General features: G+C 64.5%; 15 protein-coding genes. 8 read left to right on the forward strand and 7 right to left on the reverse strand.

From position 1 onward, the window contains the following. Positions 1–21 precede the first annotated feature (21 nt). The gene (locus GUV69_RS17190; protein WP_164204633.1) at positions 22–1290 is read right to left on the reverse strand and encodes a helix-turn-helix transcriptional regulator; all 1269 of its coding nucleotides are present in this window, start codon (positions 1288–1290) and stop codon (positions 22–24) included. 201 nt (positions 1291–1491) lie between these two features. On the opposite strand from GUV69_RS17190, the gene tkt reads away from it, so the two are divergent. The 5 genes from tkt (at position 1492) to fbaA (ending at position 7227) form a co-directional block, all read left to right on the forward strand. Further along, complete coding sequence (tkt, locus tag GUV69_RS17195) at positions 1492–3645, forward strand: transketolase (RefSeq protein WP_244292762.1); 2154 nt, start codon at positions 1492–1494, stop codon at positions 3643–3645. Between the two features lie 111 nt (positions 3646–3756). Further along, the gene (gene tal / locus GUV69_RS17200; protein ID WP_164204635.1) at positions 3757–4878 is read left to right on the forward strand and encodes a transaldolase; all 1122 of its coding nucleotides are present in this window, start codon (positions 3757–3759) and stop codon (positions 4876–4878) included. Positions 4879–4912: 34 nt separating this feature from the next. After that, positions 4913–5632, forward strand: coding sequence for a ribulose-phosphate 3-epimerase (gene rpe / locus GUV69_RS17205; protein WP_164204637.1), 720 nt, complete (start codon positions 4913–4915; stop codon positions 5630–5632). A 10-nt stretch (positions 5633–5642) separates the two neighbouring features. Further along, positions 5643–6116, forward strand: coding sequence for a ribose-5-phosphate isomerase (locus GUV69_RS17210; protein WP_164204639.1), 474 nt, complete (start codon positions 5643–5645; stop codon positions 6114–6116). Positions 6117–6207: 91 nt separating this feature from the next. Continuing rightward, on the forward strand, positions 6208–7227 hold the full coding sequence (gene fbaA, locus GUV69_RS17215) for a class II fructose-bisphosphate aldolase (RefSeq protein ID WP_108598986.1): 1020 nt from the start codon (positions 6208–6210) through the stop codon (positions 7225–7227). A 7-nt stretch (positions 7228–7234) separates the two neighbouring features. On the opposite strand, the gene GUV69_RS17220 is transcribed toward fbaA, so the two are convergent. The 3 genes from GUV69_RS17220 to GUV69_RS17230 all read right to left on the reverse strand — a co-directional run bounded on the left by GUV69_RS17220 (position 7235) and on the right by GUV69_RS17230 (position 10146). Further along, a complete protein-coding gene (locus GUV69_RS17220; RefSeq protein ID WP_164204641.1) occupies positions 7235–8260 on the reverse strand; it encodes an ATP-dependent 6-phosphofructokinase in 1026 nt (341 codons plus the stop codon). Between the two features lie 147 nt (positions 8261–8407). Continuing rightward, positions 8408–8638 carry a hypothetical protein gene (locus tag GUV69_RS17225; RefSeq protein WP_164204644.1) on the reverse strand — a complete coding sequence of 77 codons (231 nt, stop codon included), beginning with the start codon at positions 8636–8638 and terminating at the stop codon, positions 8408–8410. A 14-nt stretch (positions 8639–8652) separates the two neighbouring features. Continuing rightward, positions 8653–10146, reverse strand: coding sequence for a glyceraldehyde-3-phosphate dehydrogenase (locus GUV69_RS17230; protein WP_164204646.1), 1494 nt, complete (start codon positions 10144–10146; stop codon positions 8653–8655). 249 nt (positions 10147–10395) lie between these two features. Between GUV69_RS17230 and GUV69_RS17235 the strand changes: the two genes are divergently transcribed. The 3 genes from GUV69_RS17235 to GUV69_RS17245 are packed head-to-tail and all read left to right on the forward strand — an operon-like array spanning position 10396 to position 12831. After that, entirely contained in the window at positions 10396–10758 is a 363-nt protein-coding gene (locus tag GUV69_RS17235) for a cupin domain-containing protein (protein ID WP_164204648.1), read from the forward strand. A 25-nt stretch (positions 10759–10783) separates the two neighbouring features. Next, complete coding sequence (locus GUV69_RS17240) at positions 10784–11791, forward strand: HAD-IIA family hydrolase (protein ID WP_208786666.1); 1008 nt, start codon at positions 10784–10786, stop codon at positions 11789–11791. Then, positions 11788–12831 (forward strand): Gfo/Idh/MocA family protein, encoded by a 1044-nt coding sequence (locus tag GUV69_RS17245; RefSeq protein ID WP_164204650.1) that lies wholly within the window; start codon positions 11788–11790, stop codon positions 12829–12831. Before GUV69_RS17240 ends, GUV69_RS17245 begins: the two co-directional genes overlap by 4 nt. Positions 12832–12835: 4 nt before the next feature. Here GUV69_RS17245 and GUV69_RS17250 read toward each other — a convergent pair whose 3' ends face one another. The 3 genes from GUV69_RS17250 to GUV69_RS17260 all read right to left on the reverse strand — a co-directional run bounded on the left by GUV69_RS17250 (position 12836) and on the right by GUV69_RS17260 (position 15346). Continuing rightward, positions 12836–13261 carry a hypothetical protein gene (locus GUV69_RS17250; protein ID WP_164204652.1) on the reverse strand — a complete coding sequence of 142 codons (426 nt, stop codon included), beginning with the start codon at positions 13259–13261 and terminating at the stop codon, positions 12836–12838. Between the two features lie 179 nt (positions 13262–13440). Further along, positions 13441–14622, reverse strand: a complete 1182-nt coding sequence (locus tag GUV69_RS17255) for a cation:proton antiporter (RefSeq protein ID WP_164204654.1) — start codon at positions 14620–14622, stop codon at positions 13441–13443. 64 nt (positions 14623–14686) lie between these two features. After that, a complete protein-coding gene (locus GUV69_RS17260) occupies positions 14687–15346 on the reverse strand; it encodes a DUF5134 domain-containing protein (RefSeq protein WP_164204656.1) in 660 nt (219 codons plus the stop codon). Between the last annotated feature and the right edge of the window lie 85 nt (positions 15347–15431).

Below are 15431 nucleotides of genomic sequence, written 5' to 3' on the forward strand. Positions count from 1 at the left end.
TTTGTTCAGCCGGTTAAGCCGTCACCGAAGTCCGTGGCTGTGCGCCAGGGCGATCGCCTCGGTGCGGGAGCCGACGTCGAGCTTCCTGAACAGGTTCCGCACGTGGAACTTGACCGTGTTCTCGCTGATGCCCAGCGTGGACGCGATGGTCCGGTTGCGGTGCCCGGCAACAAGGTGCTCGAGCACCTCGAGCTCCCTGGCAGCAAGATCCCAGCCGGCGACATCCCCGGCCGGGCTCGTCTTCTTAAGGTCCAGGGGGAGGGTGACAAACACGTCCGCACCCCAGCCCGGCATAACGTCGATCCGCAGCGTTCCGGTGAGGGCCTGGACCCGGCGGTCCAGGCGCGCGATGCTCGGCGCGTCGGCTTTGAGCGCACCCCGGCCGTCGTCGCGGACGTTGATCAGCAGGTTTTCGCCGTCGCAGTCCCACTGCGTCCGCACGCGGCTGACATCCGGCTGCTCCGTCATGGTCAGCACCAGTCCGCGGACGATCGCCCGGGCCGCGTGGGCCACCTCGCCTGGCAGGGCCCGTCCGTTGAGCGGCGGTTCGATGAATTCGATCTCGATGCCGCTGTAGCGTGTGAGCGGCCGCAGGTCATCCCGCAGGCGTTCGAAAGCCTTGGCGACAGGCTCCTTCACCAGGTCTGTTGTGCGGTCGCTGTGGGTCCGGAGCCCGATCAAAGCCTTGGCGGTGAGGTCGGTGACGGTGGTGCGGGCTGCCGCATCCTCCAAAGAGGATGAACGCAGGGCTGCAAGGAGTGTCTCCAGGGTGGTGGAGTGCAGATCGGTCAGTTCCGCCGTTACGCGGAGGCGTTCCGCGGACGCCGCGCGCGATTCGAGGAGGTACGACGGCGGCGCATCGGCCACTTTCTCGCGGATCCTCCGCGCAGTGAGCCGCCACAGATAGGTCACCAGCTCCAGCCCGTCCTTGCGCCCCGGATCGGCAGGGGGATCGGTGAGGACCAGGAGGGCGTTGCTGGAGGCGTGCTTCAGGGCGAGCACGGGGCGGGTCTTGCCGGCGAGTTCGGCCTCCCCGAACCAGGGCCCCTCATCCTTAAGGGTGGCGCGCAGCGTGTCCAGTTCGGTGATGGAGACCCGGGAAATGATGTCCTCATCGCCGGCTTTCTTCTGCGGCCGGCCCGTGCAGTCTTCGGTGAAGATCACTAAGGCGCTGCTACCCATGTAGGGCAGCGTGGCTTCGCGCAGGCGTTCTGCTATCTGGGAAAGGGGGGCATCGGCCAAGGCTGCCACGCTCTGTAACAGCGGCCACGGCAAGTCTGGAAGAGGCATTATGGATTCCTTCACGGGCTGATGGGCGACGTTGCCCATCCGGACAGCTTACCCGGGCAAAAACGTGCGTCCAACCCAAAAGGGTAGGAACAACCGTCAGAAAACAGTGTTACCCCTGCCCATTTGGTTCGCAATCATGGATATCAACCAGAAAGCATCCGTCCGGCCGCTCCAGGCCGACCAGATCCAAAAGGACAAACCGTGAACCCGACAACAAATGTGACGATCCCCGGTGCTGCAACTGCAGCAACACTCAACTGGACGCCCGCAGACGACCGCGCCGTGGACACCGCCCGTGTCCTGGCTGCGGATGCTGTGGAAAAGGTCGGCAACGGCCACCCCGGCACGGCCATGAGCCTTGCCCCGGCCGCGTACCTTCTTTTCCAGAAGCTGATGCGCCACGATCCCCGTGACCCGGACTGGCTGGGACGTGACCGGTTCATCCTGTCACCCGGCCACTCCTCGCTGACCCTGTACATCCAGCTGTTCCTTTCCGGCTACGGCCTGGAACTGGACGACCTCAAGGCGCTGCGCACCTGGGATTCGCTGACCCCGGGCCACCCTGAGTACAAGCACACGGCCGGTGTGGAGATCACCACCGGTCCGCTGGGCCAGGGCCTGGCCTCCTCGGTGGGCTTCGCGTACTCCCAGCGCCGGATGCGCGGCCTGTTCGACGCCGACGCTGCCGAGGGCACGTCCCCGTTTGACCACACCATCTGGGTCATCGCCTCCGACGGCGACATCCAGGAAGGCGTGACCTCCGAGGCTTCCTCGCTGGCCGGCCACCAGGAGCTGGGCAACCTCGTTGTGGTCTACGACGAGAACCACATCTCCATCGAGGACGACACCGACATCTCCTTCACCGAGGATGTCCTCAAGCGCTACGAGGCCTACGGCTGGCACACCCAGCGCGTGGACTGGACCGAGACGGGCGAGTACGTCGAAGACGTGCAGGAGCTCTACTCGGCCCTGCTCGCGGCGAAGGCAGAGACGTCCAAGCCGTCCATCATCTCGCTGCGGACCATCATCGGCTACCCGGCACCGAAGAAGCAGAACACCGGCAAGATCCACGGTTCCGCCCTCGGCGCCGAGGAAGTGGCCGGCCTGAAGTCCGTCCTGGGCTTCGACCCGGAGAAGTCCTTCGAGGTGGACCAGGACGTCCTGGCCCACGCCCGTGCCGTGGTTGACCGCGGTGCAGCCGCCCGCAGCGAATGGGATTCCTCGTTCGAGGCTTGGCAGCAGTCCAACCCGGAGGGCGCAGCCCTGCTGGAGCGGATCGAAGCCAAGCAGCTTCCCGCGGGAATCGACGCCGCCCTGCCGGTGTTCGAAGCAGGCAAGGACGTTTCCACCCGTGCAGCGTCCGGCAAGGTCCTGAACGCACTCGGCCCGGTCATGCCCGAACTCTGGGGCGGCTCGGCTGACCTCGCCGAATCCAACAACACCACCATCGAAGGATCGGCGTCGTTCATCCCGGTTTCCCGCTCCACCGATGCGTGGAAGGGTAACCCCTACGGCCGTGTCCTGCACTTCGGCATCCGCGAGCACGCCGCGGCCTCGATCGTGAACGGCATCTCGCTGCATGGCCGGACCCGCGCGTTCTCCGGCACGTTCCTGATCTTCAGCGACTACCAGCGCCCGGCCATCCGCCTTTCCGCCCTGATGGGTGTCCCGTCCATCTACGTCTGGTCGCACGACTCCATCGGCCTGGGCGAAGACGGACCCACCCACCAGCCGGTGGAACAGCTCTCCACCCTCCGTGCCATCGTGGGCCTGGACGTTGTCCGCCCCGGTGACGCGAACGAGGTGGGCATCGCGTGGAAGACCATGCTGGAGAACCACGAGAACCCGGCCGGCATCGTCCTGACCCGTCAGAACGTCCCCACCTTCGCCCGTGGCAACGGTGCGGCACAGGGTGACACTTTTGCCTCCCCGGCGGGTGTGGCCAAGGGCGGCTACGTGCTGGCCGAAGCGGCCAAGGACGGCGCCACCGTCCCGGCCGACGTGCTGCTGATCGCTACCGGTTCCGAGGTCCAGCTGGCCGTCCAGGCCCGCGAAGCCCTCCAGGCCGAAGGCATCGCCGCCCGCGTCATCTCCATGCCGTGCGTTGAGTGGTTCAACAAGCAGGACGCCGCCTACCGCGAGTCCGTGCTGCCCGCCGCCGTCAAGGCCCGCGTCTCGGTCGAAGCCGGCCTTGCCCTGGGCTGGCGGGAGTTCGTCGGCGACGCCGGCCGCTCCGTCTCGCTTGAGCACTACGGCGCTTCGGCTGACTACAAGCGCCTCTTCAAGGAGTTCGGCATCACCGCGGAGGCAGTCGCCGCCGCAGCCAAGGACTCCCTGGCCGCTGCCCGCAACTGACCAAAACCAGCACTGCGGCCAGCGCCGCGGGACGGCCTCATGGGGGACGTCCCGCGGCGCGGCCGCGAATTGTCACCAGTCCATAATTTTTTGAAGGAAGTAGCAGAAGCCATGACCAACGCAACCCCCACTGCACAGCTGTCCAACGCCGGTGTGTCCATCTGGCTTGATGACCTCTCGCGTGAGCGTCTCGCCAGCGGCAGCCTGCAGAAGCTCATCGACGAAAAGAACGTGGTGGGCGTAACCACCAACCCGTCCATCTTCCAGGCCGCGATCACCTCCGGCTCGGACTACGACGCAAAGATCGCAGAACTCGCAGCCCAGGGCGCCGGCGTCGAGGAGACCATCTTCGAAATCACCACCACCGACGTCGCTGACGCCTGCGACCTGTTCGCACCGATCGCAGCCGCCACCAACGGCGTCGACGGCCGTGTGTCCATTGAGGTTGATCCCCGGCTGGCCTGGGACACGGCCGGCACCATCGCCGAGGCCAAGAACCTCTACAAAAAGGTGGACAAGGACAACGTCCTCATCAAGATCCCCGCAACGCTCGAAGGCCTCGAAGCCATCACGGCAACCCTGGGCGAAGGCATCAGCGTCAACGTGACCCTGATCTTCTCCCTGGACCGCTACCGCGCCGTCATCAACGCCTTCCAGTCCGGCCTCGAACAGGCCAGGGAAAACGGGCACGACCTGTCCACGATCCACTCGGTTGCCTCGTTCTTCGTCTCCCGCGTGGACTCCGAAATCGACAAGCGCCTTGACGCCCTCGGCACCGACGAAGCCAAGGCCCTCAAGGGCAAGGCCGGCGTGGCCAACGCCCGCCTGGCCTACCAGGTCTACGAGCAGCTCTTCTCCACCGACCGGTGGGAGGCCCTGGCCGAAGCCGGAGCCCGTCCGCAGCGTCCCCTGTGGGCTTCCACCGGCGTCAAGGACCCGGCTTACCCCGACACCCTGTACGTGACGGGACTGGTTGCTGCCGACATCGTCAACACCATGCCGGAGAAGACCCTGGACGCCACGTTCGACCACGGCGTGGTCACCGGGGACACCATCACCGCCACCTACGCGGAGTCCAAGGCCGTGCTGTACGCACTGGACGCGCTGGGCGTTTCCTACAACGAGGTAGTTGCCCTTCTCGAATCCGAAGGCCTGGACAAGTTCGTGGCCAGCTGGAAGGAACTGCTGGCCGACGTCGAAGGCGCCCTCGCCACCGCACGGAAGGCATCCTGACCCGAGCTCTGACTGCTACCGAAAGGCAGACATCATGTCCGCATCACCCCTGAACTGCTGCATCAACCCCAGCATCCTCTCGGCCGACTTCGTCAACCTCGAGGCCGAGCTCGCCCGCATTAGCAACGCCGATGCCGTGCACGTGGATGTTATGGACAACCACTTTGTGCCGAACCTGACCATCGGCCTGCCTGTTGTGGAACGTATCCAGAAAGTCAGCCCCGTCCCCCTGGACGCCCACCTGATGATCGCCAATGTGGACCGCTGGGCACCGCTGTACGCCGACGCCGGCCTCAGCTCGGTGACCTTCCACGTGGAGGCATCGGAAGCCCCCATCAAACTGGCCCGGGAACTGCGGGCCCGCGGGGCCAAGGCGGGCATGGCACTTCGCCCGGCCACCCCTGTGGAGCCCTACCTGGACATGCTCTCCGAACTGGACATGCTGCTGATCATGACCGTTGAACCGGGCTTTGGCGGCCAGGCATTCCTGGACGTTATGCTGCCGAAGATCCGCCGCGCCCGCGCTGCGGTGGACGGTTCAGGGGTGAACGTGGCCATCCAGGTGGACGGCGGCATCACCGAGGAAACCATCACCCGGGCCGCGGAGGCAGGTGCCAACGTCTTCGTGGCCGGGTCCGCCGTGTACGGCAAAGCCTCACCGGAGGATGCCATCGAGTCACTGCGCACCAACGGGCAGCTCGCCTTCGGCCGGACGGCCCTCAACCTCAGCAACCCTGCACCCCAACCAGTCTGAAGGACCCCTCATGCGCGTTCATATCGCAACCGACCACGCCGGTCTGGAGCTAAGCTCCCACCTCATCGATGCACTGTCTGCCAGCGGCTACGAGATGGTGGACCACGGGCCGGCCGCCTATGATCCCGAGGACGACTACCCGTCGTTCTGTATTAACGCAGCAGCAGCTGTTGTGGCCGATCAGGCCGCCGGCGTTGACGCCCTCGGGATTGTGCTGGGCGGCTCGGGCAACGGTGAGCAGATCGCCGCAAACAAGGTTAAGGGGGTCCGCGCCGCGCTGGCCTGGAACCTCGACACGGCGAAGCTTGCCCGCGAGCACAACAACGCCAACGTTGTGGCGGTGGGCGGGCGGCAGCACACCGTTCAGGAGGCCACCGAACTGATCGAAGCGTTCCTGGCGGAACCCTTCAGCAATGCCGAGCGCCATGAGCGCCGCATCGGCAAGATCGCGACCTACGAAACCACCGGTGAGGTGGCCGAGTAAAACCCTGGCCACGTCATTGCCCCGTCCCATGCGGCGGGGCTATGACGTGGCCGCTTTCTTTTAACAACCAAAACCAACAGCAGGAGTCAGCATGCCCATTGCAACCCCAGAGATCTACTCCGAGATGATTGACCGTGCCAAGGCCGGCGGCTATGCGTTCCCGGCCGTCAATGTCACGTCCTCGCAGACGCTGAACGCCGCGCTGCGCGGCTTCGCCGAGGCCGAGTCCGACGGCATTGTCCAGGTCTCCACCGGCGGTGCCGCGTACTGGTCCGGCGCCGCGACCAAGGACATGGTGGCCGGTTCGCTGGGCTTCGCCGCGTTCGCCCGCGAAGTGGCGAAGAACTACGGCGTCAACATCGCCCTCCACACGGACCACTGCCCCAAGGACAAGCTGGACGGTTTTGTCCTGCCGCTGCTGGCAGCATCGGAGGCCGAGGTCAAGGCCGGCCGGAACCCGATCTTCAACTCGCACATGTGGGACGGCTCGCACGAGCCGTTGAACGAGAACCTGAGCACCGCGCGGGAGCTGCTGGAGCGCACGGCCGCCGCAAAGATGATCCTCGAGGTTGAAATCGGCATCGTCGGCGGCGAGGAAGACGGCGTGGAAAACGCCATCAACGACAAGCTGTACACCACCGTTGAGGACGCCCTCGCCACCATTGAGGCCCTCGGCGCCGGCGAGAACGGCCGCTACATCACCGCCCTGACCTTCGGCAACGTGCACGGTGTCTACAAGCCCGGCGGGGTGAAGCTGCGCCCGGAGATCCTGAAGGACATCCAGGCCCAGGTGGGTGCCAAGCTCGGCAAGAACAGCCCGTTTGACCTCGTGTTCCACGGCGGCTCCGGCTCCTCGGACCAGGAAATCGCGGACGCGGTGTCCTACGGTGTGATCAAGATGAACATCGACACCGACACCCAGTACGCCTACACGCGTCCGGTGGTGGACCACATGTTCCGCAACTACGATGGCGTGCTCAAGGTCGACGGCGAGGTGGGGAACAAGAAGCTCTACGATCCGCGCGTCTGGGGCGCCTCCGCCGAAGCCGGCCTGTCCGCCCGTGTGGTCGAAGCCACCAAGCAGCTCGGTTCCGCCGGAAAGACGTTCTAAAGAAAGGTCAGCCGAACAGGACCGCTGCTTCCTCGTAGCGGTCCTGTGGGACTGTCTTCAGCTTGCCCAGGGCCTCCTGGAAATTCACGTGCTGGATATCGGTTCCCTTGAGCGCCACCATGGTGCCCCAGCGGCCCGCCACCACTGAATCGACTGCGGCCATGCCCAAACGGGTGGCAAGGACCCGGTCAAAAGCCGACGGTACGCCGCCGCGCTGGATGTGCCCCAGGATGGTGGCACGGGTTTCGATGCCGGTACGGGATTCCAGTTCCGGGACCAGCTGGTCCGCGATGCCGCCCAGGCGGGGCCGGCCGAAGGTGTCCAGGCCGCGCTCGGAGTGGGCGGACTCCATGTGGTCCGGAACAAACCCTTCGGCCACCACAACCAGGGGTGCGCGGCCGCGGGCGTGGGCTTCCTTCACCCACTGGGCGATCTGTTCGATGCTGACCTTCTGTTCCGGGATCAGGATGGCGTGGGCGCCCGCGGCCATTCCGGCGTGCAGGGCGATCCAGCCCACGTGGCGGCCCATGACCTCGGCGATCATGCAGCGGTGGTGGGATTCCGCGGTGGTGCGCAGCCTGTCAATCGCTTCGGTGGCGATCTGGACGGCGGTGTCGAAGCCGAAGGTGTAATCGGTGGCGTCGAGGTCGTTGTCCACCGTTTTGGGAACCCCCACGATTTTCAGCCCGGCGTCCGTGAGGCGCTTCGCGGCAGCCAGTGTGCCTTCGCCGCCGATGGCGATGATGGCGTCGATGCCGAGGCGGTCCATATGGGCCTTGATGACTTCAGGGCCGCCGCCGTTGTCGAAGGGGTTGGTGCGGGAGGTGCCCAGGATGGTGCCGCCCTGCTTGGCGATGCCGCGGACCATCGTACGGGGGATCTCGATGACGTCGCCCTCAACCACACCGCGCCAGCCATCCAGGAACCCGACAAACTCATGGCCGTGGACGGTTATGCCCTTGAGCACGGCGCCGCGGATGACCGCGTTCAGGCCGGGGCAATCGCCGCCGCTGGTGAGGATTCCAATTTTCATGTTCGGCTCAAATTCTGGGAGATGGTTTACACGCAGAACGCCATACTGAGGCGGCTGGAAGTGTTGTGGACGACAGGCGGCAGGGCATAAACCTGCTGCAGATCCGGGGTGCGCCACACCGGACAAGCCGGAGCTGCACGTGCCGCTTCACGGTGAGACTCCTCTGGGTGACTGCCCGCCACTGACCTGCTGGTCATGTTTGGCCGCCAGGACGGCGAGATCGTGGATGAGCTGTTGCATTTCCCGGTCGCGGCCCCGGACGGGCCGGACCTGGGAGAGGGGAACAGGCTTCCTGAAGGGTGTGGGAACGGGCCGCCGGCCGGCGGGAGGCGGTGTGCGAGGCGGCTCCTTGCCCGCAGAGGGATCAATAAAGAGCATTGAGTCTCCTTAGGCTAGGCGGATTTCAACGCGGCGAGTACTGACATGGCCTCCTGAACCACGTCCCTCGCGGGGAACGACGGCCGGTTGACGCCTGCCATTTCCTCCATGACCCGGACCACCTGGCAGCTGTAGCCGAACTCGTTGTCATACCAGACGTACAGGACGAGGTTCTTGCCGTTGGAGATGGTGGCCAGGCCATCCACGATGCCGGCATGCCGGGAACCGACGAAGTCCGTGGAGACAACTTCCGGTGAATCCATGAAGTCGATCTGCTTGCGCAGGTCCGAATGGAGCGACATGTCGCGGAGGAAGCTGTTGACCTCCTCTTTGGTGGTGCCGTTTTCCAGGCTCAGGTTCAGGATGGCCAGCGACACGTCCGGGGTGGGGACGCGGATGGAACTGCCGGTGAGTTTGCCCTCAAGTTCGGGGAGCGCCTTGGCCACGGCGGTGGCGGCCCCGGTCTCGGTGATCACCATGTTCAGCGCCGCGGAACGGCCGCGGCGGTCACCCTTGTGGAAGTTGTCGATCAGGTTCTGGTCGTTGGTGAACGAGTGGACGGTCTCAACGTGGCCGTGGATCACTCCGAACCTGTCGTTGATGGCCTTCAGCACCGGGGTGATGGCGTTGGTGGTGCACGACGCGGCGGAAACGATCTGATCCGAGTCCAGGATGCTGCCGTGGTTGATGCCGTACACGATGTTCTTCAGCGCGCCCTTGCCCGGTGCGGTGAGCAGGACACGGGCCGCGCCCTTGCTCTGCAGGTGCTGGGACAGGCCCTCGGCATCGCGCCAGCGGCCGGTGTTGTCCACCACCAGGGCGTCCTTGATGCCGTAAGCGGTGTAATCGATGGTGGCAGGGTTATCCGAGTAGATGACCTGGATCCGCACGCCGTTGGCGGTGATGGTGTTGGCTTCCTCGTCCACACGGATGGTGCCCTCGAACGGGCCGTGGACCGAGTCGCGGCGCAGCAGGCTGGCACGCTTGACGATGTCCTTGTCCGAACCGCGGCGCACCACGATGGCGCGCAGTCGCAGGCCGTGGCCGCCGCCTGCCTTTTCGATCAGGAGACGGGCCAGCAGGCGGCCGATGCGGCCAAACCCGTACAGCACAACATCGGCGCTGGTGCGGTCATCAGCGCCGCGGCGGCCGACGACGTCGGCGAGTTCGTTGCGGAGGAACTCCTCCAGCGTTGCCCCGCCGCCTTCTTCCTTGAACTTCTGGTTGAGGCGGGCGATGTCGATCGCTGCCGCGCCGAGCTCCAGGCCGGCGAGGGCGTTCAGGAGCGGAGCGGTCTCCTCCAGGAGAAGCTCCTCTTTGCTGACCCGGCGTGCGAAGCGGTGGGCCTTCAGGATGTTCATGGTGGACGTGTTCACCAGGCTGCGCCCATGGATGCTTGTCACCACGTTGTTTTCGCGGTACAGCCGGCCAATCACCGGAATCATCGCCTCGGCAAGGGCCTCACGGCCCATCCACGTCACAAGGGCAGAATCTGAGGGTTGTAGCATGGGGCGTCCTTTCGCAATGGGCGGTTCTGGTGGAGCTTGGCCTAGCCTCCATCGTCCTGTCATTTGCGGATAGGGGAAACGCCATTTCGGGATGGTTTTGACTACCCCAATGGGTAGTCTGAACGGCGCGCCGAGGCGCTGTACCGACGCTTCCCCACCCGAACAGACTGGGCTACAGTGCCTCTAACTGGTCAGCCACCAGCCCGCCGGAGACGTTGCCGGCGAGTATAAGCAGAAAGGCATAATCACATGAGCATTACTTTCCAGCCCACCGAACTGTTCAAGGGGAAACTGGACGAGGGCCCGCTCGGCCCGCCGTTGGCCGATGTGTTGGGCGACGAGATCCCAACACGAATTGGCATTCCCTTCACCAGCGAGGACTCCCGCATCCTCTCCGGCGTCTGGGAAGCCGATCCGGGCCTCTCACGCTGGGAGTTCCTCGAGCGCGGCGAGGCGATTCACGTTCTGGAAGGCCGCATGGTGGTCACCGAGGACGGCGCTGAGCCGATCCCCCTCGAGGCCGGAACCGCCGCGATCTTCCCGATCGGGTGGCAGGGGACATGGGAGATCCAGGAGCGGATCAGGAAGTTCTTTGTGATTTTCGCGGCCTGATCAACATCAACGGAGGGTGGGTTCAATGAGCAGACGGTTGATTGACGGCTTTGACGGAGTGCTGGCGGACCTCGACGGCGTCGTGTACACCGGACCGAGGGCCATCGATGGCGCTACCAATGCACTCGATAAGCTCGAAGGTGAGGGCAAGAGCCTGGCTTACGTCACAAACAACGCGTCGCGCTCATCAGAGGAGGTTGCCACCCACCTCCGGGAATTAGGGGCGCCTGCCACCGCTGGGCAGGTGTTCGGATCCGCGCTGGCCGGTGCAGAACTGCTGGCCGCCAAGATGCCCACAGGCGCCACTGTGCTCGTCGTAGGCAGCCAGATCCTTGCAGACGCCGTCAGGGCCCAAGGGCTCGTCGTCGTACCAAGCTCGGATCACCGGCCAGACGCGGTCATCCAAGGATTTTCCCCTACCCTCGGCTGGAAGGACCTGGCAGAAGCCGCTTACGCGGTCACAGCAGGTGCCACTTGGGTAGCGACAAACATGGACATGACCCTCCCGCGGGAGCGGGGGTTCGCTCCCGGCAACGGGTCGCTGGTGGCCGCTGTTGCCGCTGCCACCGGCAAGTCGCCCCTGGTAGCAGGAAAACCAGAAGCAGCTCTTTTCGAGACGGCGGCCCGCCACTCCGGCGTTGAGCACGCTCTCGTCGTCGGCGACCGGCTGGACACCGATATCCTCGGGGGGAACCGCGCGGGCATGGCCACAGTTCTGGTTCTCACCGGCGTGGACTCCGTCCAAACGGCGCTGGCTGCGCGCGTGGACGAGCGGCCGGACTACATGATTCGTTCTCTGGGCGAAATCTACGACGAGTACCCAGCGATTACGGCCGACGACGGCAGCTACTCCTGTGGGACGGCAGTGGCCCGGGTTACGGGACCAGCGGTAAGTGTCCATGGCAGTGAAGGCGACCTTAACAGCTGGCGCGCAGCGTGCGCCGCCTGGTGGGCAGCCCACCCGGATATGACACCGCATTCTGCGCCGGAAGTCATGTTTGCCACGGCTGGATTGGAAAGAGAAAATCAATGAGCGACATGCTGCGTTGGGGCATTCTGGGAACTGCCCGCATCATCCGCAAAAGTGTTCCGGCGTTGCAGGAAACGAAAAACGGGGAGGTAGTAGGCATCGCGTCCCGCACCGAGGAAAAGGCCCTGGAGTATGCCGATAAGCACGGCATCCCACAGGCGTTTGGCTCGTACGAGGCGCTGCTCGCTTCGCCGGACATCGACGCCGTGTACATCGCCTTGCCGAACGCACTGCACCGTGAGTGGATCCTCAAATCCTTGGACGCAGGCAAGCATGTCCTCTGCGAAAAACCCCTGGCGATGAGCGCCGCCGAGTGCGGGCAGATTGCGCGCAAGGCCGAGGCGACCGGGCTTAAAGTCCTGGAAGGCTTTATGTACCGCTTTCACCCGCGTTTCGAAAAGCTGCAAGAGCTGCTGGCAGCCAACGCGGTGGGCAAGCTGACATTTGTCCACGTCGCGCATTCCTTTGACGCGGGCTTTGACGCGGGCGGAGAGGATAACATCCGCTGGTATGCAGGGCTCGGCGGTGGCGCACTGTTTGATACCGGGTGCTACGTCGTCAACATGAGCCGGATGGTCACGGGGCAAGAGCCGGCTCACGTCGCCGCCTTTGGCAACTACCGGGACGCCAACGACGGCGGCCGGATCGACACGAGCATTGCGGGCATGCTCCGCTTTCCCGGCGGCGCAACCGCGCTTTTTGATACCGGAGTCAACCTCGAGCGCCGTAACTTCCTGGAAGTAACCGGAACTGAGGGACGGCTCTATCTCGACAATCCTTTTGGGCTCCTGGAAGAGGATTCGGTTTTGGAGGAGCATCACTTCGGACAGGACACCATCCGTCACACGATCAAGGGTGCAAACCATTTCGTCCGGATGGGCGAACATTTCGCCGACAGCGTCCTGAACGGTACCCCGCTCCGCTACGACCTCGCCGACGCGGCAGGCAACGCGCGGGTGTTGGAAGCTCTTGACCAAGCGGCGCGGCAGCATGAGGCGTCTGTACAGGAGCCGCTTTCTGTTACTGGCCCAGGCGTCAGCTGAGAACTTAACGCTCGAGCCCCCGGACCGCTCCGGTTCCGGGGACGTGCACCCAGCCTATTCCGCCGCCGAATCGGACGGCGCAGCCGCATGTAGTGCACCACCATTTGCCGTGCAACCACCGGCGTTCAGTTCCTCTTGGGCAGGGGCTGAGCTCCCGGTTATCGGTTTCAATGCCGGCCCGCACCATGGCGGCCAGCATGACACGGACATCGGTCTCGTAGACGTCCATCGCGTGGAAGTCGCGCAACCCGCATCCGGCACCGTGCAGGCACGCGGCGTCGTGCAGCTGACGGGCAATCGCAACCACCACGTCGTTGTTGACGGTGACGTTCAGGACGGGCGCCGTGAAGCCTTGATCTGGGTAGGTCGAGGGGGCTGGGAGGTCCGCAAAAGAATCATCATCGAACAGGTCGTTCATCGTAGCGGTCATTGGAGCTCCTGGTTATTGCTTTGCCGGCCCTGCGGCATCGTGTAACGCAAGTCACTTCTTGCGTGCAAGCAAACCTACGCCCTCTAAATCATCTAGTCCAGAGTTTTTTATTTGTTGCTGAGGTGCGGACCTATATGTCCCCCAGGCTTGGTCAGCGCGCCCCGTCGGAAGCACTAGCGCTACGCGTTCGTGGGGACGCTTTCGGCGGGCCGCACGATTTCCACCAGCGGTTCGATGTAGCGGGCGGCCAAGGGGCCGACGACGGCCATGATGAGCACGTAGGCAGTGGCCAGGGCAGCCAGTTCCTGCGTGACGGCGCCGGATGCCACTGCCAGTCCGGCGATGACGATCGAGAATTCGCCACGGGCTATCAGCGCAGCGCCGGCACGGAGACGGCCGGGGCGGGCAATGCCGGCCCGCTTCGCGGCCCAGATGCCGGTACCCATTTTGGTCGCCGCTGTGACAAGAGCGAGGACGAGCGCCCAGCCAAGTACGGGTGGAATGGTGGCAGGATCGGTGTTCAGCCCGAACGCTACAAAGAAAATCCCGGCAAAGAGGTCGCGCAGCGGTGTAAGGACACGCGTGGCTCTGTGTGATGCGGCACCGGAGATGGCGATGCCAAGCAAAAACGCGCCCACTGCCGCGGATACCTGCATTGATGATGCCACGCCGGCTACGAGCAGGGCCGCACCCAAAATGTTCAGGAGGAACACCTCGGAGTTCTCGCTATGGACAGCCTTGGAGACCCGATGTCCGTGGCGCAGCGCAACCGTGAGGACCACGCTGACCACAGCCAGCGCAATACCCACCGTTGTGAGGCCGCTCAGGAAGCTGGTGCCCGCAAGAATGCTGGTGAGGACGGGAAGATAGACCGCCATGGTCAGGTCTTCAAACACAAGGATGGAGATCACCACGCGGGTTTCGCGGTTGCCCAGCCAGCCCAAGTCAGTGATCACCTTCGCCGCGATTCCGGACGAGGAGATGTACGTGACACCCCCCATCACCACGGCTCCCACAAACCCCCAGTTCAGGAGGAGGGCGAGGGCTGCCCCCGGCAGGAAGTTCAGGACGAGGTCAAGGACTCCCGCCTGCCACGACCGCCGCAGCCCGGTGAAAAGTTCCGATGCCGTGTATTCCAGCCCCAGCATGAGCAGCAGCAGGATGACGCCAATCTCGCCAAAAAGGTGCGCGGAGTCCTTCATGCCTTCGAGCTCGACGATCCCTCCTGTGCCAAAGGCGAGCCCACCCAGGAGATAGAGCGGGATGGGCGACATTCCGAACCGTCCGGCAAGCCTCGCTAACAGGCCGAGGGAAAATACAACGGCCCCCAGTTCGATGAGGCTCAGGGCTAAGGGATTCATGGCCACTTCCCGGGGTAGGACGGCTTCCGCTCCGGAGCTTTCATCAGGGCAAAATATGCACTGGTTATGCCGACATGGTGGCGAACATCAGCGCCATGACAGCAGCGCCGAGAGCCTCGCGACCATGGTCGGCGCGGACGGAGTGCTGCGGAGCCGTTCGGCCGCGGGCAGCGGGTTCTGCTGCCCGGCGGCGCAGTAGAAGAAGGAGGAAAACCACCGCTGCAGTTCCGAAGAATACCGTGAGCGGCATGGCAAGAGTGGATAGGTGGTCCAGTCCTGATGCCACCGGGTTTTGGACCCCCAGTGCCAGTGCGTGATGGGCGTGCGGCGTTGACGATGCAGCTGCAGGAACGATTTCCTGGCCGGTGCCGGGAGCGCGGGCCATCATTGCGAGCATGAGGGCCGCGCCGGCCATAGTGAGGCTGTGATAAACGCATTTCAGGCGGTCCTGGCTGCCCGCGCAAAGTATTTTGAATTCCGGCCGGGCGACCGCCTGAATCACAAACCACAGTGCCGCGCCGGCGAGGACTGCGATCTGGGCCAGCATGGTGGACGGCACGAGGTTCCACAACATGGCGGCCATCAGGACGGTCATGAGGGCATGGAGGCCTTTGTTTACTTGGTCCGTGAGGTGGCGGGACCTTGCCGCCTGAAGAAGGTAATGGCTGGCGCAAAGCAGCAGGACGGCCGTGAGAGTCCAGGTAACTGCGGGGTCATTGAACACGCGAATCACGCTCTACTTCGATGGGGGGTTAATGGGAGCGGTCCCCGGTGCGACTGTCGACAGCACCGGGGACCGCCTTCCGGGC

Origin of the sequence: [Micrococcus luteus] ATCC 49442 (assembly GCF_010367585.1) — a bacterium.
Taxonomy (GTDB): domain Bacteria; phylum Actinomycetota; class Actinomycetes; order Actinomycetales; family Micrococcaceae; genus Arthrobacter; species Arthrobacter luteus_A.

Bases quoted from the DNA above. Each gene is read 5' to 3' on its own strand.
- GUV69_RS17245 (WP_164204650.1), top strand. From the start codon at position 11,788: ATGAGCGACATGCTGCGTTGGGGCATTCTGGGAACTGCCCGCATCATC.
- tal (WP_164204635.1), top strand. From the start codon at position 3,757: ATGACCAACGCAACCCCCACTGCACAGCTGTCCAACGCCGGTGTGTCC.
- GUV69_RS17220 (WP_164204641.1), bottom strand. From the start codon at position 8,260: ATGAAAATTGGAATCCTCACCAGCGGCGGCGATTGCCCCGGCCTGAAC.
- GUV69_RS17225 (WP_164204644.1), bottom strand. From the start codon at position 8,638: ATGCTCTTTATTGATCCCTCTGCGGGCAAGGAGCCGCCTCGCACACCG.
- GUV69_RS17190 (WP_164204633.1), bottom strand. From the start codon at position 1,290: ATGCCTCTTCCAGACTTGCCGTGGCCGCTGTTACAGAGCGTGGCAGCC.
- GUV69_RS17250 (WP_164204652.1), bottom strand. From the start codon at position 13,261: ATGACCGCTACGATGAACGACCTGTTCGATGATGATTCTTTTGCGGAC.
- GUV69_RS17255 (WP_164204654.1), bottom strand. From the start codon at position 14,622: ATGAATCCCTTAGCCCTGAGCCTCATCGAACTGGGGGCCGTTGTATTT.
- GUV69_RS17235 (WP_164204648.1), top strand. From the start codon at position 10,396: ATGAGCATTACTTTCCAGCCCACCGAACTGTTCAAGGGGAAACTGGAC.
- rpe (WP_164204637.1), top strand. From the start codon at position 4,913: ATGTCCGCATCACCCCTGAACTGCTGCATCAACCCCAGCATCCTCTCG.
- GUV69_RS17210 (WP_164204639.1), top strand. From the start codon at position 5,643: ATGCGCGTTCATATCGCAACCGACCACGCCGGTCTGGAGCTAAGCTCC.
- GUV69_RS17230 (WP_164204646.1), bottom strand. From the start codon at position 10,146: ATGCTACAACCCTCAGATTCTGCCCTTGTGACGTGGATGGGCCGTGAG.
- fbaA (WP_108598986.1), top strand. From the start codon at position 6,208: ATGCCCATTGCAACCCCAGAGATCTACTCCGAGATGATTGACCGTGCC.
- GUV69_RS17240 (WP_208786666.1), top strand. From the start codon at position 10,784: ATGAGCAGACGGTTGATTGACGGCTTTGACGGAGTGCTGGCGGACCTC.